18 protein-coding genes are annotated in these 23,234 nt (G+C 63.1%); 11 read left to right on the top strand and 7 right to left on the bottom strand.

Going from position 1 to position 23,234, the window contains the following annotated elements:
• Nucleotides 1–29: 29 nt before the first annotated feature.
• The gene (locus P0Y58_14875) at nucleotides 30–1,646 is read left to right on the top strand and encodes an ATP-binding protein (protein ID WEK28193.1); all 1,617 of its coding nucleotides are present in this window, start codon (nucleotides 30–32) and stop codon (nucleotides 1,644–1,646) included.
• Between the two features lie 151 nt (nucleotides 1,647–1,797).
• Nucleotides 1,798–3,522, top strand: coding sequence for an ATP-binding protein (locus tag P0Y58_14870; GenBank protein WEK28192.1), 1,725 nt, complete (start codon nucleotides 1,798–1,800; stop codon nucleotides 3,520–3,522).
• Between the two features lie 125 nt (nucleotides 3,523–3,647).
• Here the strand turns inward: P0Y58_14870 and P0Y58_14865 are convergent, their stop codons facing one another.
• Genes P0Y58_14865 through P0Y58_14855 form a run of 3 tightly spaced genes read right to left on the bottom strand, consistent with a single transcriptional unit; the run spans nucleotide 3,648 to nucleotide 6,877 of the window.
• The gene (locus tag P0Y58_14865; protein WEK28191.1) at nucleotides 3,648–5,183 is read right to left on the bottom strand and encodes a DHA2 family efflux MFS transporter permease subunit; all 1,536 of its coding nucleotides are present in this window, start codon (nucleotides 5,181–5,183) and stop codon (nucleotides 3,648–3,650) included.
• The gene (locus P0Y58_14860; GenBank protein WEK28190.1) at nucleotides 5,180–6,373 is read right to left on the bottom strand and encodes an HlyD family efflux transporter periplasmic adaptor subunit; all 1,194 of its coding nucleotides are present in this window, start codon (nucleotides 6,371–6,373) and stop codon (nucleotides 5,180–5,182) included. Before P0Y58_14860 ends, P0Y58_14865 begins: the two co-directional genes overlap by 4 nt.
• A gap of 30 nt (nucleotides 6,374–6,403) precedes the next feature.
• Nucleotides 6,404–6,877, bottom strand: a complete 474-nt coding sequence (locus tag P0Y58_14855) for a MarR family transcriptional regulator (protein WEK28189.1) — start codon at nucleotides 6,875–6,877, stop codon at nucleotides 6,404–6,406.
• A gap of 284 nt (nucleotides 6,878–7,161) precedes the next feature.
• Here P0Y58_14855 and P0Y58_14850 point away from each other — a divergent pair, with 284 nt between their 5' ends.
• A complete protein-coding gene (locus tag P0Y58_14850; protein WEK28188.1) occupies nucleotides 7,162–8,169 on the top strand; it encodes a FecR family protein in 1,008 nt (335 codons plus the stop codon).
• A gap of 12 nt (nucleotides 8,170–8,181) precedes the next feature.
• Here P0Y58_14850 and P0Y58_14845 read toward each other — a convergent pair whose 3' ends face one another.
• Nucleotides 8,182–9,501: a Na+/H+ antiporter NhaC family protein gene (locus P0Y58_14845; protein WEK28187.1), complete on the bottom strand. Its 1,320-nt coding sequence runs from the start codon at nucleotides 9,499–9,501 to the stop codon at nucleotides 8,182–8,184.
• Between the two features lie 514 nt (nucleotides 9,502–10,015).
• On the opposite strand from P0Y58_14845, the gene P0Y58_14840 reads away from it, so the two are divergent.
• The 6 genes from P0Y58_14840 to P0Y58_14815 all read left to right on the top strand — a co-directional run bounded on the left by P0Y58_14840 (nucleotide 10,016) and on the right by P0Y58_14815 (nucleotide 16,868).
• Complete coding sequence (locus P0Y58_14840; GenBank protein WEK28186.1) at nucleotides 10,016–12,160, top strand: methyl-accepting chemotaxis protein; 2,145 nt, start codon at nucleotides 10,016–10,018, stop codon at nucleotides 12,158–12,160.
• A 98-nt stretch (nucleotides 12,161–12,258) separates the two neighbouring features.
• On the top strand, nucleotides 12,259–13,275 hold the full coding sequence (locus P0Y58_14835; GenBank protein ID WEK28185.1) for an ABC transporter substrate-binding protein: 1,017 nt from the start codon (nucleotides 12,259–12,261) through the stop codon (nucleotides 13,273–13,275).
• Nucleotides 13,272–14,120, top strand: coding sequence for an ABC transporter permease subunit (locus tag P0Y58_14830; GenBank protein WEK28184.1), 849 nt, complete (start codon nucleotides 13,272–13,274; stop codon nucleotides 14,118–14,120). Before P0Y58_14835 ends, P0Y58_14830 begins: the two co-directional genes overlap by 4 nt.
• Nucleotides 14,121–14,190: 70 nt before the next feature.
• Complete coding sequence (locus tag P0Y58_14825; GenBank protein WEK28183.1) at nucleotides 14,191–15,054, top strand: LysR family transcriptional regulator; 864 nt, start codon at nucleotides 14,191–14,193, stop codon at nucleotides 15,052–15,054.
• Between the two features lie 251 nt (nucleotides 15,055–15,305).
• Nucleotides 15,306–16,223, top strand: a complete 918-nt coding sequence (locus tag P0Y58_14820) for an AEC family transporter (protein WEK28182.1) — start codon at nucleotides 15,306–15,308, stop codon at nucleotides 16,221–16,223.
• Between the two features lie 33 nt (nucleotides 16,224–16,256).
• Nucleotides 16,257–16,868 (top strand): cell wall hydrolase, encoded by a 612-nt coding sequence (locus P0Y58_14815; GenBank protein WEK28181.1) that lies wholly within the window; start codon nucleotides 16,257–16,259, stop codon nucleotides 16,866–16,868.
• Nucleotide 16,869: 1 nt separating this feature from the next.
• Here P0Y58_14815 and P0Y58_14810 read toward each other — a convergent pair whose 3' ends face one another.
• On the bottom strand, nucleotides 16,870–19,029 hold the full coding sequence (locus tag P0Y58_14810; GenBank protein ID WEK28180.1) for a TonB-dependent siderophore receptor: 2,160 nt from the start codon (nucleotides 19,027–19,029) through the stop codon (nucleotides 16,870–16,872).
• Between the two features lie 260 nt (nucleotides 19,030–19,289).
• Between P0Y58_14810 and P0Y58_14805 the strand changes: the two genes are divergently transcribed.
• Nucleotides 19,290–20,141: a CAP domain-containing protein gene (locus P0Y58_14805; protein ID WEK28179.1), complete on the top strand. Its 852-nt coding sequence runs from the start codon at nucleotides 19,290–19,292 to the stop codon at nucleotides 20,139–20,141.
• Here P0Y58_14805 and P0Y58_14800 read toward each other — a convergent pair.
• Nucleotides 20,108–21,112, bottom strand: coding sequence for a helix-turn-helix domain-containing protein (locus P0Y58_14800; protein ID WEK28178.1), 1,005 nt, complete (start codon nucleotides 21,110–21,112; stop codon nucleotides 20,108–20,110). The genes P0Y58_14805 and P0Y58_14800 overlap by 34 nt on opposite strands.
• A 105-nt stretch (nucleotides 21,113–21,217) precedes the next feature.
• Between P0Y58_14800 and P0Y58_14795 the strand changes: the two genes are divergently transcribed.
• Nucleotides 21,218–21,829: a LysE family transporter gene (locus P0Y58_14795; GenBank protein ID WEK28177.1), complete on the top strand. Its 612-nt coding sequence runs from the start codon at nucleotides 21,218–21,220 to the stop codon at nucleotides 21,827–21,829.
• 153 nt (nucleotides 21,830–21,982) lie between these two features.
• On the opposite strand, the gene P0Y58_14790 is transcribed toward P0Y58_14795, so the two are convergent.
• Nucleotides 21,983–23,182 carry an MFS transporter gene (locus P0Y58_14790; GenBank protein WEK28176.1) on the bottom strand — a complete coding sequence of 400 codons (1,200 nt, stop codon included), beginning with the start codon at nucleotides 23,180–23,182 and terminating at the stop codon, nucleotides 21,983–21,985.
• Nucleotides 23,183–23,234 lie beyond the last annotated feature (52 nt).

The raw sequence follows: 23,234 nt of genomic DNA, 5'->3' as shown, positions 1-23,234 counted from the left end.
TTGCCGGACTCGCAGGCAGGATAGCCAGCATGTCCCAAGACAACACCCCAGGTTGCATAGAGCAGCTACAGGAAAAACTGCTGGACCTTGAGGCGCAGAATGCTGAGTTGCGGCTGCTTGGCGAGCTGGTCGACCACAGCCTGGCCAATGTCTTCGCGGCCGACCGCAACTTCAGGCTGCTGGCGATCAACCGCACAGCACAAGAAACTTTCAAGCGCCTGCGCGGTTTCGTACCCAAGGTCGGTGATTACATTCCGCAGTTCCTGTCACTTCAGCCGGATATCAGGCGCCAACTGGAGCCGGTTTGGCCTCGCGTGCTGGCGGGCGAGGCATTCGTCGAGACCATCGTCCTGGGTACCCCGCAAGCATTGCGTCACTACGAACTGCGCTACAACCCTTTGCGTGACGCTCAGCAGCGCATCCAGGGCGGCTACCTCTTTGCCTACGACATCACGGAGCGCGTCGCAGAGCAGGAGCGCCTGCGAGAAATCGAAAACGCTTTGCGCCAGTCCCAGAAGATGGAAGCCGTCGGCCAGTTGACCGGCGGTATATCCCATGATTTCAACAACCTGCTGGGCAGCATCCTGGCAGCGCTGGAAGTGGCCGCCCAACGCCTGGCCGAAAACCGTTACCCGGAAACCACACGGCTGCTGGCCATCGCCCGACAGGACGCCCAGCGCGCCGCTTCGGTGGTACAACGCCTGCTGGCCTTCTCACGCCAGCAAACCTTGATTGCGCAAACCACAGACGTGCATCAATTGGTGGCCGGCATGCACGACCTGATCAAGAGCTCGCTGCATGAAGGCATCGACTTCGTTGACCAGACCATGGCCGGCCAATGGCTGATAGCCGCTGATCCTCCGCAGCTGGAAAGCGCTTTGCTCAATCTGTGCATCAACGCCCGTGATGCCATGCCATCGGGTGGCCAATTGTGTATCCGTTGTGCGAACACCCGACTGGATCAAGCACGCGCCCGCGTACTGGACCTGCTGGCGGGTGACTACTTGCAGATCTGTGTCAGCGATAACGGCATTGGCATGCCCGCCGACGTAGCCCAGCGCGCACTGGAGCCATTCTTCACGTCCAAACCATTGGGTCAGGGCTCGGGCCTCGGGCTTTCGATCGTCTACGGTTTCATCCGCCAGTCCGGCGGGCAATTGCAGATCACCAGCGAGCCGGGGCATGGGACCCGTGTCGACCTGTACCTGCCCAGAGATAACGAGGCAACAGTGACGCCGCCTGCGCCTGACAAGCCCACGCCAGACAAACCTCGATGCACACCTCGCCTGATCATGCTTGTGGAAGACCAGGCAAACCTGCGGCTGGTGGTCGAAGAAATACTGGAAGAACTAGGGCACGACGTGCGCACATTTGTCGATGGACGCAGCGCACTGGATGCATTTCAGGCTGGCTTGCGGCCTGACCTGCTGGTCACTGATATCGGCCTGCCGGGCGACATCGACGGCAGGCGGTTGGCCGCAGCGCTTCCCGCAGGAGTGGCGGTGCTTTACATGACCGGCTACAGCACTGATCAGGTAGGCGTTACAGCATCGAAGCACTGTAGCGTGCTGTACAAGCCATTCACCCTGGCGTCACTGACCCAGCAAATCGAAAACCTGCTGGCTAACCTGCATTCGCCACAATGAACAGCTATACCTTCTAGGGCCTGCCACAGTAAAGTCTGACTGATACTTATCTGGAATGTCGCCATGCCCCACCGCGACCTGACCGGCCTGCAGCACTCCCGCGTGCTTACCAAACCCACCTTCAATGGCCTGTAGACACGGAGCGCCAAGGATGAGCAATGACTGCGCGTTGGCAGGCGCCGAAGAGCTGCAACGCCTGCACGAAAGAATTGCGTACCTCGAACAACACAATCACCAGCTGCAATCCGCTCTGGCCAGCATTGCCCAACGCATGCAAGAGGCGGATCGGTACCGGTTCCTGTTTGAGAACATGGAAGAAGGCTTCTGCATCATCCAGTTCGTTGACGGCCCCCATGGCCGTCTGAGTGACTACGTTCACCTGATGGCCAACCCGGCCTACTGTCGCCATGCCGGGCTCACCCATGTGGTGGGCCGTAGGTTGCGAGAGGTAATTCCTGAGGAGGCGCAGGTCTGGCTGAATTATTTCGGCACCGTGGAGCGCACTGGAGAACCGCTGTACTTCGAACATGAGCTGCTCGCTACCGACCGTTGCCTGGGCTTGGCAGCGATCCGGATCGAACCGGCCGAGGATCACCTTGTCGCAGTAATCTTTCGTGATGTGACTGCCCGCAAACAAGCTGAAGACGCACTACGGGCCCTGAACGAAGACCTGGAGGAACGCGTCGCACACGCAGTGGCCAAGCACCAGAAAGCCGAAGCAGCCCTGCAGCAGGCGCAAAAGCTGGAAGCGGTCGGCCAGTTGACCGGGGGGCTTGCCCACGACCTCAACAACCTGCTCGGTGGCGTGCTTGGCGCGCTTGAGCTTGCCAGGTGCAGGGTGACCGACGAACACCAGACAGCCACGCTTCCTGCGCTGCTGGGCAGTGCGCACGATGCCGCGCACCGGGCTGCCGCGCTTATTCACCGGTTGCTGGCATTTTCCCGCCAGCAGACCTTGCAACCCTGTTCGACGAATGTTTCAACGCTGGTCAGTGGCATGCTGGAGCTCATCAGCCGCACGATTGGCCCACACATCACGCTCGGCTGCAGCCCCAATGAGGCGGCGTGGACCGTGCGCATTGACCCGCCACAGCTTGAAAGTGCGCTGCTCAATCTTTGCATCAACGCACGCGATGCCCTCCCTGCCGGAGGCAGGATACGGATAACGCTGGATAATCTGTCAATCCCTGCAGACCGCGCCCAACCACTGGACCTGGCACCTGGCGAATACCTGTGCCTGAGCGTTGAGGACAACGGGCGCGGGATGGCAGATGATGTTCGGGCGCGGGCTGTCGACCCGTTTTTCACCACCAAGCCCTTGGGCCAAGGTACCGGGCTTGGTCTGTCGATGGTGTACGGCTTCGTGCGCCAGTCAGGCGGGCAGTTGCAAATCGAGTCGGCACAGGGCCAGGGGACGCGGGTGAGCATGTTTCTGCCACGGCATCATGCGCAACCAGTCCCACGCTTACCCGGCCCGGAAACCCCAGCGCCGTCCCTTGCTGCAAGCTCCGTGCGCGAAATCGTCGTGGTGGAAGACGTAGGCGCCATGCGCCTGGTCATTGCAGAAGCGCTGCATGACCTGGGGCATAGGGTCAAGGTGTTCGAAGACGGCCCCATGGCGCTTGCCGGGATGGCCGGCCACCCCCGGCCCGACCTGCTGATCAGCGATGTCGGGTTACCGGGGGGGATCAACGGGCGACAATTGGCTGACAGGCTGCGCTTGTCTTACCCGGGCCTCAAGGTCTTGTTCGTCACCGGGTACGATGAGCACGCCGTGCTTGGGGATGGCACCCTGGAAGAGGGCATGAGTGTCTTGACCAAGCCGTTCACCCTGCCAGCACTGGCAACGCGCGTCAGCCAAATGCTTGAGGCGTGAATTGACGCATACGCCCTCGCCTGCCACTTCTTTGGCCAAACCGATGATGAAGGTATCGAGCGCGCCCCGCGGGAGGCGCTCGATGTCCGCCTCACCCAGCATCCCGAGCCGTTCGCCTCATCGTTTCAATGCCCCGCCGATGCCGGCCCTGCCTTGGCAGTGAAAGGTGGCTTGGCGAACCACACCAACAGGATCAACCCGGCAAACACCCAGGTCATCAAGGTGAAGTAGTCCACCGTCGACATCATGTAGGCCTGGGCATTGAGTATCTGTTCCAGCTGCGCATAACTCTGCGGGTTAGCCCCGCCCAACTGCTCAAGCGTATGCCGCGTCGCAGGGTCGAACTGGCTGATGTTCTCGCTGAGATAAGCATGGTGCTGGTCCGCCCGGCGAATCCAGATCCAGGTGGTCAACGATGCGGCAAAACTCCCGCCCAAGGTACGCAGGAAAGTCGCCAGCCCCGAACCATCGGCTATCTGGTCTGGTGGCAAATCGGACAACAGGATGCTCAAGGTCGGCATGAAGAACAACGCCACACCAATACCCATGAACAGCTGCACCAGGGCTACATGCTGGAAGTCCACCTCGCTGGTGAAGCCTGCTCGCATGTAGCAGCTGGTGCCAATCGCCAGGAACGCCAGCCCCGCCAGCACCCGCAGGTCGAAGCGGTGCGCGTACTTGCCCACGAACGGCGACATGATCACCGGCAGCAGGCCGATCGGTGCCACCGCCAGGCCCGCCCAGGTGGCGGTATAGCCCATCTGCGTCTGCAACCATTGCGGCAGGATCAGGTTGATGCCGAAAAACCCTGCATAGCCCCCGACCAGCACAATGGTGCCGACGCGAAAGTTGCGGTGAACGAACAGGCGCAGATTGACCACGGGGTGGCGGTCAGTCAGTTCCCAGATCACGAATACCGCCAGGAACACTACCGAAACGATGCTGCCGACAATGATGAACGACGACTCGAACCAATCCAGGTCGTTGCCTTTGTCGAGCACCACCTGCAAAGCCCCGACACCGACGATCAGTGTCAGCAAACCGATGTAGTCCATGGGCTGTCGGCTGGTGACCACCGGCCGGGTGCGCATCTGCTGGCGCACCACGGCGGCGGCAAACAGGCCAATGGGCACGTTGATGAAGAAGATCCACGGCCAGCTGTAACTGTCGGTGATCCAGCCCCCCAGAATCGGCCCGGCAATCGGCGCCACCACCGTGACCATCGCCAGCAGCGCCAGGGCCATGCCCCGTTTGGCGGGGGGGTAGACGGCAATCAGCAAGGTCTGGGTCATCGGATACAACGGCCCGGCAACCACGCCCTGCAGTATCCGGAAACCGACCAGCTCCGGCATCGACTGGGCAATACCGCACAGGAACGAGGCCAGCACGAATAAAAGCGTGGCCCAGATAAACAGCTTCACTTCGCCAAACCGCCGGCTGAGCCAGCCCGTTAACGGCAAGGCGATGGCATTGCTCACCGCGAATGAGGTAATGACCCAGGTGCCCTGCTCGTAACTCACCCCCAGGTTGCCGGAAATGGTCGGCAATGCCACGTTGGCAATGGTGGTGTCGAGCACCTGCATGAACGTCGCCAGCGACAGCCCGATGGTGGTCAGCAGCAGGCTCGGTGGCGTGAACTGGGCAGCAGCGTTGTTGCTCATCGCTGGGCCGTCTTGCCGGTTGCGCTGTTTTCGTGGATCAACCGGGCGATCAGGTTGTCGGCCTCGACCAGCTGACGGTCGTACACCTGGGTGGTGTAGCTGGCCTGCTGTGGGGGCTGCTGGGCCAAGGCCGGACCGCTCTGGTCGTGTAAGTCGACTTCCACCACAGTGGACAGGCCAATGCGCAGTGGGTGGTCCTTGAGCTGGTCGGGGCTCAGGTGAATACGCACGGGGACGCGCTGGACGATCTTGATCCAGTTGCCAGTGGCGTTCTGTGCCGGCAGCAGGGCGAAGGCACTGCCTGTACCGGCGCCGAGGCTGTCAACCGTGCCGCTGTATTTGACCTCGCTGCCGTACAGGTCGGCGCTGATCTGCACCGGCTGGCCGATGCGCATCTCCCGCAGCTGGGTTTCCTTGAAGTTGGCGTCGATCCATACCTGGTCCAGCGGGATTACCGCCATGGTCGCGGTGCCCGGCTGCAGGCGCTGGCCCAGCTGCACGGTGCGCTTGGCAACGTAACCGGTAACCGGTGCCACCAGTGTGGTACGGGCGTGGTCGAGGTAGGCCTGGCGCAGGTCGGCAGCGGCGGCCATCACCTCCGGGTGCGAGGAAACCACGGTGTCATCGACCAGCGCGCTACTGGTGTTGAGCTGCTGACGTGCGCTGTTGACGGCGGCAAGGGCCACACTCAGGTCATCGCGAGCGTGAGAGAGCTCTTCGGCAGCAATCGCCCCGCTATCAGCGAGCACCTTGCGCCGGTTGAAGTCCTGCTGGGCTTTGCGCAGTTCTGCCTGCCGGGTTTCCAACTGTGCCTTGAGCGAGTCGACATTACTGTACAACCCGCGTACCTGGCGCACGCTGCGCGCCAGCTTGGCTTCGGCAGACTGCAGGGCTACCTCGCTGTCGGCCGGGTCAAACTGCAGCAATACCTGGCCGGCATGCACAAGGTCGCCGTCATCGGCACCAATGCTGGTGACAGTGCCGGTGACCAGCGGGGTGATCTCCACCACGTTGCCGTTGACGTAGGCATCGTCGGTGCTTTCATGCCAGCGGCCGACCAAGCTGTACCAGGCCCAGGTGCCAATACCTCCAAGGATCAGCAACAACAACAGGCCAAGCAGCCAGGCCTTGCGCTTGCGCGACGGCTCGGGCACGGCGGAGGGAGTCGGGGAGTCTGCGGGAGTGGCCATGACAATACCTTGGATAATTCGTGACAGGGTTCAACGGTCGCCAAAGCGGCGGATCGTCAACGGGTCGCCGGCAGCGAGCAGCACCTTGGCCAGCAAACCTTCAAGAGCCTTGAGCTCTTCGGGTGCCAGCACGCCGCACAACTCGTTCATGGCGGCTGCGCCAATCTCCGGCAGGCGGTCGGCCAGGCGCTGGCCATCGGCGGTAAGCGCCAGGCGCACCAGGCGGCGGTCGTCGGCGCAGCGGTTGCGCACAATCAGTTCCTTCTGCTCGAGCCGGTCGAGCATGCGGGTCATCGAGCCACTGTCCAGGCCCAGGTAGCGGCACAGCTCGGCCGGGGTATCCACCTGGTACTGGGTGACGATGATCAATACCTTGAACTGCGCGGCGGTGACGCCCTCTGATTCGAGGTGCCAATCGAGAATGCGGTCCTTCAGGATTGCCGCGCGGCCAAGCAGCATGCCGATGGCGCAGGTTTGAAAGTTTTCGGGAGAGAAATGGGCCATCGGAGGCAGCTCGGACAATTGTGTATAAATATTACTGCCTAGGCAGTGAATGTCAAAGCCTTGATTAGCTAGCTATGTACAATTTCATATTTTCTGGCTGTCGCGATGACTTGTGAAGCAACCCCGACGATTTCAACCTGTAAATGCGTACGCGAAGGGTTCTCAGACGCGGAAAAACCGTTGCAAATCCGACGAAAAACCGTCACAACTGATAGTCATTCGCCATTACGCCGGTTCTCGGGGGCCCTTCTGCAAGGGTAGAATGCGCAAAACCCGGAGCCGCAATGAACCACGACCGCCTCAATTCCAGCCCTGACGATGCCATTACCGACGCCGCCGCGCATTGGTGCATGCGCCTGCATGCCGAAGATTGCACGGCGTCCGAGCGCGAGGCGTTTGCCCGCTGGCTGGCGGCGGACCCGCGGCATGCCGAGGAATACCAGGCGATGCTGGAAATCTGGCAAACCGCCGACCTGTTGCCACGCAACGCCACCGTCGTCGAATTCAACCCGCCCACCCGTCAACCTTCACGCCCACACAGCTGGCGGCCGCTGGCATCTGCCGCCGCCATCGCCCTGGCCGTGCTGCCGCTGGCCGGCTGGGTGGGCTGGGAGCAAGGCTGGCTGCCCAACCACTACCAGCATTTCGAAGCCGGCGACCGCATGCAGACCGTGGAGCTGAGCGACGGCAGCTCGGTACAGCTCAACCTCCACACCGAGCTGACCTACCTCAACTACAAAGACGAGCGCCAGGTCAAGCTCACGCGCGGCGAGGCGTTCTTCAAGGTGCAGCACGACAGTAGCCACCCGTTCATCGTGCACGCCGGGCGTGGCCAGACCCGCGTCACCGGCACCCAGTTCAATGTGTGGAAGTACCAGGACCAGGTAAAGGTCACCCTGGTGGAAGGCTCGGTGCTGGTAACCAGCGACGGCAGCGCCGGTGGCTATCGCCTGGGCCCGGGGATGCAGGCCAGCTATCATCAAGGCGATTTCGAGCCGCAGCTGGAGCAGAGCGACGACTACGGCAACAGCCTGGCCTGGCGCAGTGGCAAGCTGGTGCTCGACAACCTGAGCCTGGAGCAGGCGCTGCCCGTGATCAACCGCTACCTCGACGCGCCACTGCAACTGGCCGATGCCAGCACCGGCCGTATCCGCATCAGTGGTATCTACAACACCCGTGAGGTAGCCCGCCTGGTCAACAACCTGCCCAAGGTGCTGCCGATCTACCTGACCCGCAGCAAGGACGGCAGCACCGTGCTCAACCGCATCTCGCCGCCGCCTGACAAGGGCTGACACCCTCGCCCCTTACAACGTCATGGCCGCCACCCACCCGAACGCCAGCAATGGCAGGTTGTAGTGGATGAAGGTCGGTACCACGGTGTCCCATATATGATGGTGCTGGCCATCCACGTTCAGGCCCGAGGTCGGCCCCAGGGTCGAGTCTGAAGCCGGCGAGCCCGCATCCCCCAAGGCACCGGCAGTACCGACGATGCACACGGTGGCCAGCGGGTCGAAGCCCAGCTGCACACACAGTGGCACAAAGATCGCTGCCAGAATCGGCACGGTAGAGAACGACGAACCGATACCCATGGTCACCAGCAGGCCCACCAGCAGCATCAGCAAAGCCCCGATACCCTTGCTGTGGTCGATCCACTGGGCCGAGGTTTCCACCAGGCTTTTCACCTCACCGGTGGCCTTCAGCACGTCAGCAAAACCTGAAGCGGCAATCATGATGAAGCCGATCATGGCCATCATCTTCATGCCTTCGGTGAACAGGTCGTCGGTGTCCTTCCACTTGACGATGCCGGACAGCGAGAAAATCAGGAAGCCGACCATGGCACCGATGATCATCGAATTCAGCAACAACTGGACGATGAACGCAGCGCCAATTGCCAGTCCCGCCACCAGCAGCGTCAGCGGGTTGTACTGCACGCTCACCTGCTCCACCTGCTCGATGCGCGCCAGGTCGTAGTCACGCTTCTTGCGGTAGCTGATGAATACCGCCAGCAGCAGGCCGGCCAACATACCTGCAGCCGGGATGGCCATGGCGTGGGTGACATTGACGCCACTTACGTCGACGCCGGCACGGGCGACATTGGCTAGCAAAATTTCGTTGAGAAAGATGTTGCCGAAGCCCACCGGCAGGAACATGTACGGGGTGATCAGGCCGAAAGTGATCACGCAGGCGATCAGCCGGCGGTCGATGCGCAGGCGGGTCAGTACATACAGCAACGGCGGGACCAGAAGCGGAATGAATGCAATGTGGATGGGCAGGATGTTCTGCGACGACACCGCCACCACCAGCATCAAGCCGATCATCAGCCATTTGACCTTGCCGCCATTGGCTTGGCCTTGGCGATCGATCATGGCCAGTGCACGGTCTGCCAAGGCATGGGCCAGGCCGGACTTGGCAATGGCCACGGCGAAAGCGCCCAACAGTGCGTAAGACAAGGCAACCGTGGCGCCACCGCCAAGGCCACCGTTGAACGCCTTGAGCGTGCCCTCGATGCCCAGGCCGCCCACCAGCCCACCGACCAGGGCACCGATGATCAGGGCGATGACCACGTGAACACGGGACAGGCTGAGTATCAGCATGATACCGACCGCGGCGATCACTGCATTCATGGTTGGCTTACCTCATTACGACAGAAAAAAGCGCGCACTCTGAAGCAGTGGGCTGCAGATGTCAAAAGCGCCATGTTGCGGCGGATTACCAATGCCTTGCAGCGAATCCGAAAATTAAATTGAACGTTTGAATAAAGAAAAAATGGAGTGGGCCGATAAGGTGTTGGGCTAAGGGTGCCTGGCTGGAGATTTTTGTCGCTTGTGAGACCGAGCGCCGCCCGCGCGGCGCATCGCGAGCTGCGCTCGCTCCCACGTTTGTTTCGGGCCAATTATGCCTGTCCGATTTGCGCGCGAACGCCTTGGCGCACGGCTCGATTTTGCGTCGTACATACAAGGCGGTCGCGCGCGGCTGGCACAGGCGTCACTGGCCCGAAACTAACGTGGGAGCGAGCGCAGCTCGCGATGCGCCGCGCGGGCGGCGCTCGGTCTCACAAACGACAAAGATCTTCAGCCAAGCCCCCAGCCTGCCAAAAAAGCCATAACCCTTACTCCCCCAGAAAAGGGATCCGCCCCCATGCCTTTGCGCCAACTTTCCATCCAGTGGAAGATCACCCTGCTCGCCGGTCTCTGTCTGGCTGGCATCGTCACCTTGCTCGTCGGCCTGTCGTTGTACCGCATGGACCACAGCTCGGACCTGGTCAAGGCCAGCAGCATGCAGATGCTGACCGAGGCGGCGCAATCGCGCATCGAGTCGCAGGGTGAAGTGCAGGCGCTGAACATCCGTCGCCAGTTCATGGACGCCTACCAGTACGGCGCCGGCTTTGCCCGCCAGGTGCTGTTCCTGCGCGAGCAGGCTGAAAAGCGCTACCTCGACGCCTTTGACCTGCGTGAAGACATGACACACCAGGTGCGCACCGCCCTGCAGGCCAACCCCGACCTGCTTGGCCTGTCGCTGGTGTTCGAACCCAACGCGCTGGACAGCAAGGACAGCCTGTTCGCCGGCAAGGCGGAGCTGGGCAGCAACGAAACCGGGCGCTTTGCCCTGTACTGGTCGCAGCCCCGCGCCGGCCAACTAACCGCCATGGCGCTGCCCGAACATGACATGGCCAACACCGAAATCGGGCCCAGTGGCCAGCCAGCCAACACCTGGTGGGTGTGCCCGCGTACGACCGCCAAGGTGTGCGTGGTGGAGCCCTACTTCTATGACATCGATGGCCAACAGGTGCTGATGACCAGCATCGTCTTCCCGCTGGCCGTCAACGGCAAGATCATTGCCACCCTGTCCATCGACATCAACCTCAACAGCCTGCAGGCCCTGAGCCAAGAGGCCAGCCGCAGCCTGTACGAGGGCCGCACCACGGTCGGTATCCTCAGCCCGGTCGGCCTGCTGGCCGGCTACAGCGCCGATGCCAGCAAACTGGCCCAGCGCTTCGACCAGGTGGACCCAACCAAGGGCGCCGAGCTGGTACGCAAACTGGCCGGTGGCAAGATGACCATCCTGCACGACCAGCAGCGCCTGAAAGTGCTGGCCGCGTTCCGGCCGATCCCCGACGCGCAACCCTGGGGTGTGCTGCTGGATGTGCCGGAAAATGCCCTGACGGGGCCTGCCGAGAAACTGAAGCAGGAACTGGACACGCTTAACACCAGCGGCACCCTGCTGGAGCTGGGCCTGGGCCTGGCGGCGGCCATTGCCGGTCTGCTGATGGTGTGGCTGATGGCCCGCGGCGTTACCCGGCCGATCCTTGGCGTGGCTGCCATGCTCAAGGACATCGCCAGCGGCGAAGGCGACCTCACCCGCCGCCTGACTTATCAGAAGCAGGATGAGCTGGGCGAACTGGCCGGCTGGTTCAACCGTTTCCTCGACAAGTTGCAACCGACCATCGCCGAGGTCAAACGCTCGGTGCAGGCTGCCCGAGGCACCGCCGACCAGTCCTCGGCAATCGCCACGCAAACCAGCGCCGGCATGGAGCAGCAATACCGCCAGGTCGACCAGGTGGCCACGGCCTCGCACGAAATGAGCGCCACCGCCCAGGACGTGGCACGCAGCGCTTCCCAGGCCGCCCAGGCCGCCCGCGATGCCGACCAGGCGACCCGCGAAGGTTTGGCGGTAATCGACCGCACCACCCAAAGCATCGATGCCCTGGCCGCCGACATGAGCAACGCCATGGCCGAAGTTGAAGGCCTGGCGCAGAACAGCGAGAAGATCGGTTCGGTGCTGGAAGTGATCCGCTCGATTGCCGAGCAGACCAACCTGCTGGCGCTCAACGCCGCCATCGAGGCAGCCCGCGCGGGTGAAGCCGGTCGTGGCTTCGCCGTGGTTGCCGATGAAGTCCGCAACCTTGCCAGACGCACCCAGGAATCGGTGGAAGAAACCCGCCAGGTGATCGAGGCCTTGCAGGACGGCACCCGCGAAGTGGTCGGTGCCATGGACAACAGCCACCGCCAGGCCCAGGGGGGTGTCGAACAGGTTGGCCAGGCCGTGACTGCGCTGCAGCGTATCGGCCAGGCTGTGACGGTGATCACCGACATGAACCTGCAGATCGCCTCGGCCGCCGAAGAGCAAAGCGCCGTGGCCGAAGAGATCAACAGCAATGTGGCAACCATTCGTGATGTCACCGAATCGCTATCGGGGCAGGCCAATGAGTCTGCGCGTGTCAGCCAGTCCTTGAACAGCCTTGCTAACCAGCAGCAGGCGCTGATGGACCAGTTCCGCGTCTGAGCTGAACGGGGGCCGCCGCGTGCGGCCCTGAGTCCCGCCAACACCTCGTCGTCTACACTTGCCACACCCCCCAAGGCGCGGCAAACGACGAGGTCTGGATGAAAAAACTTTCAACGCTACTGGCCGGCCTGCTGCTGGCCGTAGGCCTGGCCAGCACCGACAGCGCGGTATCTGCAGAGCCACGCCCACCGATCCACTTCGGTGCCATTGGCTGGGAAAGCGGCGCCCTTACCACGGAAATCCTCCGGCTGATCGTGGAGCGCGGCTATGGCTACACCACCGATACCCTGCCCGGCAGCACCGTCAGCATGGAAGTGGCACTGGCCCGCAACGACCTCCAGGTGATTGCCGAAGAGTGGGCCGGCCGCAGCCCTGCATGGGTCAAGGCCGAGCAGGCAGGCCAGGTGTTCGCATTGGGCGACACGGTCAAGCATGCCGAAGAAGGCTGGTGGGTACCCGCGTACGTGATCGAAGGCGACGCTGCCCGCAACTTGAAGCCTTTGGCGCCCGAGTTGCGTAGCGTCGACGACCTCAAGCGCTATCCGCAGGTCTTTCGTGACCCTGAGTCACCCGACAAGGGTCGTTTTCTGAACAGCCCTAGCGGCTGGACCTCGGAAACAGTCAACAGCCAGAAACTCAAGGCGTATGGCCTGAATGACCTGTACATCAACTTTCGCAGCGGCTCCGGTGCGGCCATGGATGCCGAAATCGGCTCGGCCATCCGCCGTGGCCAGCCGGTGCTGTTCTACTACTGGAACCCGACCCCGTTGATGGGGAGATACAAACTCATCCGCCTGGAAGAGCCACCGTTCGATGCCCAGGCCTGGGCGACCCTGACGGATGCCGGCAACCCCAACCCCAAAGGCAGCCGCTCACTGCCGGCGAAGCTGTCGATCGGTGTATCGAAGGCCTTCCGTGAAGGCTACCCGGATTTGGTGGCGGTATTCGAGCAGGTCGACCTGCCGATCGATCGGCTTAACAGGGCGCTGGCCGACATGAGCGAAAAGCGCACGCCACCGCGCGAGGCCGCCCTCGCCTTCCTGCGTAGCAACCACGACGTGTGGAAAGCCTGGCTGCCGGCAGACGTTGCTGCCAAGGTCGAGGGCAGCCTGTGAGCAACGGGTTTCCCCAAGCCCTGCAGTTTTCGTTCGCTGACAGCGTAAACAGGCTGGTGGACTGGCTGGTGCTGAATTACGGCGATCACTTGCGCGCCTTGTCTGAGCAGTTGCTGCAACTGCTGGTCGGCCTGGAGAGCCTGCTGCGCCTGCTGCCGTGGTGGCTACTATTGCTGCTGGTTGGCCTGTTGGCCTGGCACGCCAGCCGTAGCTTGCTGCGCAGCGCGGGGCTGGTGGCGTTGCTGGCCCTGATCGGCATGCTCGGGCTGTGGGACAAGCTGCTGCAAACCTTGGCCTTGGTACTGGTGAGCACCGGCCTGTGCGTGCTGGTGGGCGTGCCACTGGGCATACTGCTGGCCTCCCGGCCACTGGCAAAGCGGGTGCTGTTGCCGGTACTGGATGTAATGCAGACGCTGCCGGCCTTCGTTTACCTGATCCCGGTGCTGATGCTGTTTGGGCTGGGCAAGGTCCCCGCCGTGTTCGCCACGCTGATCTACGCCCTGCCGCCACTGGTGCGTTTGACCGAACTGGGCCTGAGCCAGATCGACCCTTCGCTGCTGCAGGCCGCACACGGCTTGGGCGCCAGCCGTTGGCAGCGCTTGCGGCGTATTGCCCTGCCACTGGCGCTGCCGAGCATCATGGCCGGGCTGAACCAGTCGGTGATGATGGCCTTGTCGATGGTGGTGGTGGCATCGATGATTGGTGCCCGCGGGCTGGGTGAGGATGTGCTGTCAGGCATCCAGACGCTGAATGTCGGCCAGGGGGTGGAGGCCGGCCTGGCGATCGTCGCCCTGGCCATGGTGATCGACCGAATCAGCCAGGCGTATGGGCGCAATGCGCGCTGAGGCGTCTTGTGCTGCGAAACGGCCGGGCCTGACAATGCAGCACTGACCGCTCAACCCTGGACCCGCCTGCATGTCCCTCAAAGCCCTGCGCACCCTGGTGACCATCGCCCGCCACGGCACCTTCGCCCGCGCCGCCGACCTGCTCAGCCTTACCCCGTCGGCGGTGAGCCTGCACATCAAGACCCTTGAAGACGAGTTGCAGGTCACCTTGTTCGACCGCAGCCGCAGGCAGGTGGTGCTGACCGAAGCAGGCCAGCTGGCGGTGGCCCGCGCCGAGAACATTCTGGCTGGCTACGACGAACTGGCCGACGCTTTGGCCAGCGGCCCTGGCCTGCGCGGCCGCCTGCGCCTGGGGGCGATCCATACCGTGCTGGCGCGGCGCCTGCCCAAGGCGCTGGTGTGGATCAAGGCCAACCACCCGCAATTGCACATCAGCGTGGCCTCGGGCATGTCGGCGGAACTGGCACGCCGCGTAGAAGACGGTGAGCTGGATGCGGCGATCACCACCGAGCCAGTCAGCCCATACCCACAGAGCCTGGATTTCACACCGCTGTTCGAGGACCGCTTCTGGGCCATCGCCAGCCCTGAACTGGCCGGGCACAGCGTGCCGGAGCTGCTTGCCAGTCAACCGTTCCTGCGCTTCGACAAGCGTGCCTGGGCCGGGCGGCAGATCGAGCAGGAACTGCGCCGCCAGCATTTGCAGGTGAGCGAGCAGATGGAACTGGACAGCCAGGAAGCCCTGGCCAGCATGGCCGTGATGGGCCTGGGTGTGGCAATCATCCCCATGGCAGACGACGACCTGAAACGCCTGCCTCCGGCCACCTGCCTGCCATTTGGCGAGCCCCAACTGACCCGGCGTGTGGTGTTGCTGGAGCATGAAAAAAGCCAGCGCAGGCATTTGAGTGCGGTGCTGAAGACTGCGCTAGAGGCGTAGTTGCACATTACTGCGTGTTCTAGCAGGACCTCTGTGGGAGCGGGCGCGCCCGCGAACACCGGCGCAGCCGGTGCCATCCATCGCGTTGGATTCTTCGCGGCGGTTCGACGCCTCGACGCGCCCGCTCCCACAGGGACCGCGTAATGCCTACACCATGCATTTTTTCTCAACGGTCAGTGCAGAAAACAACGTTTTTACAAACCCTTTAGCGCCCGTAGTCTGTACACGTACCCGACCACGGAACGTCGATCATGCTCCACTTGCTGCTGACCACCCTGCTCCCGATCATCCTGCTGATTACCCTGGGGACTTTCCTGCGCCTGCGCGGCTTTCTTGCCGAGAGCTTCTGGCCCGGCGCCGAACGGCTGAGCTATTACGTACTGCTTCCCTCGCTGTTCCTGCACGGTCTGGCCACCGCGAACCTTGATGGGGTACCGGTGCTGGGCATGGTCGGCGTGCTGATGCTCTCGACCCTGGCCGGCGCCGTACTGCTGGTGCTGTACCAGGGCGCGATCAACCACGACGGCGCGGACTTCACTTCAGTCTTTCAGGGCGGCATCCGCTTCAACAACTACATCGGTGCCACCCTGGCCGCCGGTATCTACGGCAGCGCCGGCATCGCCCTGGCGGCAGTGGCCAATGCCGCCATCGTGCCTCTGGTCAACCTCCTCTGCGTGCTGGTGTTCGCCCGGTTCAGCGCCCGCCACAGCTCTGCAGCCACGGTGCTGCGGGCAATCTTCGCCAACCCGCTGATCGTTGGTTGTGCGGGTGGGCTGCTGCTGCGGGTAACGGGGCTGGGCTTGCCGGCAGGCATCGAACCCACGGTCAAGGCACTGGGCCAGGCCGCCCTGCCGCTGGGCCTGCTGTGCGTGGGCGCGGCGCTGGGAGGGGCACGCCTGGGCCAGCAGGTGCGTCCGCTGATGGCAGCGTCGATGTTCAAGTTCCTGGTCATGCCCTTGACCACCTGGGGCCTGTGCCGCGTGCTTGGCCTGAGTGGTCAGGCAGCGGTTGTGGCAGTGCTGTTCCAGGCCTTGCCCACCGCTTCGTCCTCGTATGTGATGGCCAGGCAAATGGGAGGCAACGCCCCCCTGATGGCCACCATCATTGCCCTGCAGACCGTAGCCGCCGCCGCAACCCTGCCTTTGGTACTAATGCTTACGCTTGGCTAGACTGAGAAGCACCCCCCACTCGGAAGCGTTGTCATGCGCCTTGCCTGGATAGTGATCAGCTTGACCTCGGCCCTGCTCGCAGGCCCCTTGCACGCAGCCGACACAGCCAAGGCCGCGGTCGCTGAAGACAAAGCCGCAGTGCTGGAGGAGAAGGTAGTCAACGATGCTCCGCCGCCGAAAAAAGCAGAAAAACTGACCTCAAGCGAAGCCCAGGCGGTCGACCCGGCCGGCCAGGCGCCACTGGACGACAGTATCACCTGCCTGGCCCGCACCATCTACTGGGAAGCCAAAGGCGCCGATGCCGAAGACATGTCGGCCGTGGCCAGCGTGGTGCTGAACCGCCTGGGGCATGACGGCTTCCCCGACACCATCTGCGGCGTGGTCAAACAGGGCGTGGAGACCAAGGCCTGCCAGTTTTCCTGGTGGTGCGACGGGCGCCCGGACCAGGTCGAAGAAGCGCAGCGCTACGATGTCGCCAAGGAGATCGCACGCAAGGCGCTCAACCAGCAATTGAAAGACCCAACCGGCGGTGCACTGTATTTCCACGACCGCACGGTGCACCCCGACTGGGCCAAGGCCTACCGCAAGACTGCACAGACCACGCACTTTCTGTTCTACAAACCGAACCAGGCATTGGCGCGGTGAATCAGAAATCGACGGTGCCCGAAAACTTGACCAGCCGTGGGTCACCTTGGGTCAGGTAGCCGCCATTGGCTGATGCCCAGTAGTTCTTGTCGGTCAGGTTTTCCACGTTCATGCGCAGCGTGACGGCTTTGTCTTGTACTTTGAAGCTATAACGTGCGCCCACGTCGAAGCGGTTCCAGGTCGGCAGACTAAGGGTATTGGACGGGTTGGCATACTGGCCGCCGGTGCGCAGCATGCGGGCGTTGACGGCCACGCCCTGCAAACCCGGCACATCCCAATCGACACTGGCGTTGAGCTGGAAGGTGGGCACCCCGACGGCATGGTTGCCGTCGTCAGCGCCACTCTGGGTGTTCTTCAACTCGGTATCCATGCGCGTGCCGCCCGCCATCAGGCGCAGCCCCTGCAACGGTTCGCCGAACACGCTCAGCTCGATGCCCTTGTTGACCTGCTCGCCATCCTGGACAAACACATTGCCCTGGACAAAGCCATCAGTGGGCCGCTCGATGCGGAAAACCGCCAGGTTGGCGCCGAACGTCTGGTAGTCGAATTTGACGCCCGCTTCCACTTGCTTGGTCTTCGCGGGCGGGAACACTTCACCCACGTTGACGATACCCTGCCCGGAAGCCGTCGCGCCCTGAGCCAGGCCTTCGATGCGGTTGGCATACAGCGAGATCGACGGATTGACCTTGTAGACAATGCCATACACCGGCGTAGTGACCGACTCGTCGTAGAACGCGTTGCGCCCCAGATCCGGCCCTTCGCCATCGTAGGCGTAGCCCTCTACCCGCAGCTGCTGACGGCGCACGCCCAAGGTGATCAGCAGGGTGTCGTCGAACAGGCCTACCGTGTCGGACACCGCCAGGCTGCGGTTGCGCGTTTTGCCGGTAACCCCCGGGTCGCCCAGCTTGCCGCCGGTAAAGGTCGGCGTGGTCGGCCTTGGCAATGGGTCGGTGTGGTAGATGTTGGTGGCTTGCGAGTTGTAGAAGACAAAGGCGTTTTCCTGCTGGGTCCAGATGCTGGCCGCGCCGAGGTTGAGCTGGTGGCTGACCGGCCCAGTCTGGAAACGACCATTGATGCCGCCCATCAACGTGGTGTTGTCTTCATTGTGGGGGATTTCAGAGCCGGCGATGGTGGCATCGCCGGTGGCCGCATCGGTCAGGATCGGCGTACCGTAGAAGCCGTTCTCGTGGGTGTGCTTGATACCACCGGCCAGGTAGCCGCTCCAGTTGTCGTTGAAGTCGTAGTCACCACGGACCATGCCGAAGGTGTCCTCGGTTTCCGTCCATGACCAGTCCTGACCGTAGTTATGGTCGGCAGCCGGTGCACGCGGAATATCGGTCAGGCCGGCCCCCAGCCGCACGCTGTTGCGCATGTGGTTGACGCGTTGCTTCTGGTAGCCGATGTCGGTGGACAGGCGAAAGCTGTCACCGCGGTAATCGAGCCCGACGATGAACAGCTTGCTGCGTTGGTGCTGGTCATCCACTGCGGTTTCACCTTCGCGCTGCGACAGGTTCAGGCGCACGCCAAAGCGGTTGTCCTCGCCGAAACGCTGGCCGATGTCCAGGTGTTCGCCAAGGCGACCATCGCTGCTGATGTCCTGGGTATAGCGCCGCGTGGGTGTGTCACCGGCACGCTTGGGTTGCAGGTTGACGTTGCCACCCAGGCCGGTGCCTGTGGGGCTGGCACCGTTGAGGAAGGCATTGGGGCCCTTCAGCACTTCCACTCGCTCGATGGCATCAGTGGAAATCATCTGCCGCGGCAGTACGCCGTACAGGCCATTGAATGCTACGTCATCACCATTGAGCGGCAGGCCGCGTATGACGAACACCTGTGACTGGTTGCCGAAGCCAAACGACTGGCGCACGGACGGGTCGTTGAGCAGCACGTCACCAATGTCTTCAGCCTGCTGGTCCTCGATCAGCTGCGAGGTATAGCTGGTCATGGTGAATGGCACATCCATCATGTCCTGGTTGCCCAGGATACCCATCTGCCCGCCCCGGGCTACCTGCCCGCCGGCAAAAGGCTCCGGTGGCTCGCCCTTGGGCCGTGTGGCCTCGGCATTGACGGCGGTGGCATCCAGCTCGACGACACCCTCGGCGGCCTGGGCATTGAACGCAACGGAACAGCAGACAGCAAGAAAGGTCGATTGATACCGTGCCATGGAAGGCTCCCGATCAGGTGGGTACTGGCCTTCCTGGCAGGCTGGGAATTACTGGCGTTTGAGTATTGTTTCTAGTCGATGTTACGAATGATTACCAAGTGGTCGCACTTTTCCGCCGACCAGTGGTCTACTCCCTCTTTTGCCGCCAGCAACGATTGCCGGCGTTTTCATTGCTTTGCACCCGCCAGGGGCCAAAAGCCCCGGGCTTGTGTAGGATGAGCAGCGCATACCACGACGCTGCCAGTCATAGGGAGATCCACATGCGCGTCCTGTCATCCGTTGCCGCCTTGTCGCTGGGCCTGGTCGTCTCGACCGGGGCACTGGCTGTCACCGGCGAAGAGGCGCAACTGATCGATTCGATCAATGTCTACCGCAGCAAGGCCCAGCCTTGCGGTGGCGAGGCGTCGCTGGAGCTGCCGCCGCTCAACAGCGACACCCGCCTGGCGCTGTCGCCAGAGGGCACCCGTGACCTGCAGCAGGCCATGACGCGAGCCGCCTACCCCATGGTCAACGTCCAGGCCATCAGCCTGTCGGGGCCTCGCGATGCGCGCGCGGCCATGCACGCTATTGAAGAAAGCTTCTGCCAGGTGGTACTCGACCCGCAGTTCGTCGATATCGGCGTCAGCCAGGAGGGCCGCGACTGGCGCATCGTGCTGGCCCGGCCGCTGCTCAGCGGCCGCCTGGGCGACTGGCAGGCCGAGGGGCAGAAGGTATTGCAAGAGATCAACGCTGCGCGCAAGGTACCGCGCCAATGCGGCGGCCAGCCATACGCAGCAGCCCCCGCACTGAGCTGGAGCACGGTACTGGCCGGGGCCGCCGCCAACCACACGCGGGCCATGGCCAACCAGAACTTCTTCGACCATATCGACAAGGATGGCCGCACCCCCGGTGACCGGGCGGAGCTGGCTGGCTACCTGTACCAGCAAGTCGGCGAAAACATCGCCGCCGGGCGTGACACCGCACACAAGGTGGTAGATGGCTGGCTACAGAGCCCCGGGCATTGCGCCACGCTGATGAACCCAGAGTTCCGTGAGCTGGGCGCTGCCTACGCCGTGGACCCGAAAAGCGATGCCGGGATCTACTGGACAGGGTTGTTCGGGACGCCGCAGTAAGCCGGGTGCCTGGCTGCCCGCAACGCCAAGGCTGTGCAGCCAAACCGCCGCCGTACCCGTTTACCCAGGTAACTGGCGTCGCCCAGCCCTACTTCGTCGGCAATCTGCGCCAGGCTGTGGCTGGAATTCAGCAAGCGCCAGCGCGCCTGCTGCAAGCGCATCTCCAGCCACCAGGCCTTGGCACTCATGCCGTGGCTGGCCTGGAACTGCCGGTCCAGCTGGCGTCGGCTGATACCCAGTTCACCGGCCAGTTGCTCTATCGCCAGCGGGGTGCCCAAGTGGTGACGCATCAAGGCCTGCGCCCGCTGCACCTGGCGCCCCTGGCCCACGCTCAGCTCCAGCGAACGCAAGGCATGACGACTGTCGCGGGTTTCGTCCACCAGCATGTCCGCCAGCCCTTTGAGCGCCCGGGTGCGCCCACAGGCTTGCGACAGCAGCGCCACTGCCAGGTCGATGGCCGCTGTGCCGCCAGCACAGGTGATACGGTTTGCGTCGATGCAATAAAGTTGATCGCGCAGCACCTGCAACTGTGGGAACGCTGCACGAAACTCAGCTTCGTGACGCCAATGCACGACCACCTTATGCCCCCGCAACAACCCACAAGCGGCCAGCAGGAAGGCGCCATTGTCGACCCCCACCAGCTTGACCCCGGCTTTGCCAGCCTGCCTGAGCAAGCTTTGGTAGCGCGGCGCCAAAGCAGCTGTAGCCATGGCGTTGCGCCCGCCGAACACCACCAGGTAGTCGAAACTGGCCAGTTCAAGCTGGCCGGCCACCGCCTCGACCTGCACCACCGCCCCACTGCTTGAGGGTACCGGGTCGAGGGTGAGCCCTGCCACGGTCCAGCTGCAATAGCGCTGCTGGCTGTAGTCTTCGTCGTCGGCGCTGAAGCGCAATTTGTCGAGAAAACCGCCGAATGGCAGCAGGGCGAAATCCGGTAACGGCAGGATCAGCAGGCGGAGATCAGGCAGCATGGCATTGCGTCCAGAAACGACTATTCAATGTCCAGATCATACCCTTGCTGACGCAGCATCGCGCCATAGACTGGCACCCTCTCCATCACCAAGGCTGCAACCACCATGGCACTCGACACCTGGCTTATCTACCTGCTGGCCAGCATCGGCCTGTCACTGACACCTGGCCCAAACAGCCTGCTGGCACTGACCCATGGCGCCCTGTATGGCGCCCGCCGCACTTTGTTCACCATTGTTGGCGGCGTGGTCGGCTTCAGCGCGCTTATCGCCCTGGCCATGTTCGGTCTCAGCGCGTTGCTGCAAACCTCGGCCTCGGTGTTGAGTGTGCTGAAGTGGGTAGGCGGCGCGTACCTGGTCTGGCTGGGTATCCAGCTGTGGCGTAGCCCCGGCCTGCACCTGGAATTGACCGAACGCAGCGCGCGGCTTGGCAATGCTGGCCTGTTCCGCCAAGGCTTGTTGTCGGCCATGGCCAACCCCAAGGTGCTGCTGTTTTATGGCGCATTTCTGCCGCAGTTCATCGACCCGCAACGCGGGCTGATGCTGCAGTTCGTGGTGATGGCGGCGACCTTTGCCAGCGTCGAGTTTCTGGTCGAGTACCTGCTGGCGCGCCTGGCCTTTCGCGTTCGGCCGTGGCTGGCCAAGGGCGGCAAAGGTTTCAACCGCTGCTGCGGCAGCCTGTTTGCCTTGATTGGTGTGGCGTTGCCGCTAAGCCGATAACACGGGGACAGATATGCACAATTTGTAGGAGCGGCCTTGCGTCGCGAAAGGGCCGCAACGCGGCCCCGGCGATTCTGCATGATTCCAGGAATTTGGGGGCGCTTCGCGCCCCTATCGCGACGCAAGGCCGCTCCTACAGGGACCGCATGCCATTCAAGCTCGGGGAGCTTTGGCCAGAAAAGCGATCAACGCGACACCCGGTAACGCAGCCCCCACCAGCGCAACCCCCTGCCAGCCAAACTGGCTGAACAGCGCACTGGCCACCGCCGACCCCAGCGCCCCACCCAGAAAGATGCTGGTCATGTACACCGCGTTCAGCCGACCGCGGCTGGCCGGGTCCAGGGCATAGACTTCGCGCTGGCCGATGACCATGTTCATCTGCACCGCAAAGTCCAGCAGCACCCCGGTCAGGCCCAGGCCGATCACGCTGTAGCCCGGCGCCGTCAAGCCCAGCAACAAGGCAGCCGGCGCCAGCAGCAGCGCCAGCAGCGATCCGGCCCGCGCATGCCCGGCGTCTGCCAGGCGGCCAGCCAAGGGCGCGGCAACGGCCCCCACCGCGCCCACCAGGGCGAACACGGCGATCTGGCTCTGCGACAGGCCATGCTCCCCTGCCAGCGCCATGGGCACCGCCGTCCAGTACAGGCTGAACGCTGCGAACATCAGTGCCTGGTACAACGAACGCTGGCGCAGCAGTGGATAGCGGCGCAACAGGGTGAGTAACGACAGCATCAAACCGGCATAACTGGCTTTGTGTTCCGGCCGCCGCTGCGGCAGGGTCAGGGCCAGCAGCAGGATGATCGCCAGCATCACCCCGGCAGCACCAATGAACACCGCGCGCCAGCCGAAGTGGTCGGCCACCAGGCTGGACAACGGCCGCGCCAGCAGGATACCCAGCAACAACCCGCCCATGATGTTACCGACCACACGGCCGCGCTGCTGCTCCGGCGCCAGGTGCGCCGCCAGCGGGATGAGCATCTGCACCGCCACCGAACTGAACCCGATCAACAGCGCATAGCCCAGGAACAGCTGCCCCTGGCCGCTGCTGCTGGTCCCTGCCAGCAGCAGACTGACGCAGGCCAGCACAGCGGTGGCGACCATCAGTCGGCGGTTTTCCAGCAGGTCAGCCAGCGGAACCAGCAACAGCAGGCCCAGGGCATAACCCAACTGGGTGAGCGAAACGATCAGGCTGGCATGCTCGGTGGACAGCCCCAGGTCCGGGGCAATCAAACCGACGATAGGCTGGGCGTAGTAGATGTTGGCAACGATCGCGCCGCAGCAGAACGCCAGCAGTACTACCAAGGCCCGGCTCAGGCTGTTGGCTGCGGGCTGCGCGGCGGCAAGGGAGGGATTCATGCGGGGTTCCTCGACAAGGGGTGGTCTATGCCGGCTACCTTACCCATGCACG

The organism is Candidatus Pseudomonas phytovorans, assembly GCA_029202525.1.
In the GTDB taxonomy this organism is placed as follows: Bacteria; Pseudomonadota; Gammaproteobacteria; order Pseudomonadales; family Pseudomonadaceae; genus Aquipseudomonas; species Aquipseudomonas phytovorans.
The sequence above is the reverse complement of the archived record's forward strand: the minus strand, read 5'-3'. Positions and strand labels throughout refer to the sequence as shown.

Excerpts from the sequence above, each read along its gene's own strand:
- P0Y58_14865 (WEK28191.1), bottom strand. The coding sequence starts at position 5,183 with ATGAGCAACAACGCTGCTGCCCAGTTCACGCCACCGAGCCTGCTGCTG.
- P0Y58_14790 (WEK28176.1), bottom strand. The coding sequence starts at position 23,182 with ATGAATCCCTCCCTTGCCGCCGCGCAGCCCGCAGCCAACAGCCTGAGC.
- P0Y58_14820 (WEK28182.1), top strand. The coding sequence starts at position 15,306 with ATGCTCCACTTGCTGCTGACCACCCTGCTCCCGATCATCCTGCTGATT.
- P0Y58_14825 (WEK28183.1), top strand. The coding sequence starts at position 14,191 with ATGTCCCTCAAAGCCCTGCGCACCCTGGTGACCATCGCCCGCCACGGC.
- P0Y58_14845 (WEK28187.1), bottom strand. The coding sequence starts at position 9,501 with ATGAATGCAGTGATCGCCGCGGTCGGTATCATGCTGATACTCAGCCTG.
- P0Y58_14850 (WEK28188.1), top strand. The coding sequence starts at position 7,162 with ATGAACCACGACCGCCTCAATTCCAGCCCTGACGATGCCATTACCGAC.
- P0Y58_14860 (WEK28190.1), bottom strand. The coding sequence starts at position 6,373 with ATGGCCACTCCCGCAGACTCCCCGACTCCCTCCGCCGTGCCCGAGCCG.
- P0Y58_14800 (WEK28178.1), bottom strand. The coding sequence starts at position 21,112 with ATGCTGCCTGATCTCCGCCTGCTGATCCTGCCGTTACCGGATTTCGCC.
- P0Y58_14810 (WEK28180.1), bottom strand. The coding sequence starts at position 19,029 with ATGGCACGGTATCAATCGACCTTTCTTGCTGTCTGCTGTTCCGTTGCG.
- P0Y58_14835 (WEK28185.1), top strand. The coding sequence starts at position 12,259 with ATGAAAAAACTTTCAACGCTACTGGCCGGCCTGCTGCTGGCCGTAGGC.
- P0Y58_14815 (WEK28181.1), top strand. The coding sequence starts at position 16,257 with ATGCGCCTTGCCTGGATAGTGATCAGCTTGACCTCGGCCCTGCTCGCA.
- P0Y58_14875 (WEK28193.1), top strand. The coding sequence starts at position 30 with ATGTCCCAAGACAACACCCCAGGTTGCATAGAGCAGCTACAGGAAAAA.
- P0Y58_14870 (WEK28192.1), top strand. The coding sequence starts at position 1,798 with ATGAGCAATGACTGCGCGTTGGCAGGCGCCGAAGAGCTGCAACGCCTG.
- P0Y58_14805 (WEK28179.1), top strand. The coding sequence starts at position 19,290 with ATGCGCGTCCTGTCATCCGTTGCCGCCTTGTCGCTGGGCCTGGTCGTC.
- P0Y58_14855 (WEK28189.1), bottom strand. The coding sequence starts at position 6,877 with ATGGCCCATTTCTCTCCCGAAAACTTTCAAACCTGCGCCATCGGCATG.
- P0Y58_14795 (WEK28177.1), top strand. The coding sequence starts at position 21,218 with ATGGCACTCGACACCTGGCTTATCTACCTGCTGGCCAGCATCGGCCTG.
- P0Y58_14840 (WEK28186.1), top strand. The coding sequence starts at position 10,016 with ATGCCTTTGCGCCAACTTTCCATCCAGTGGAAGATCACCCTGCTCGCC.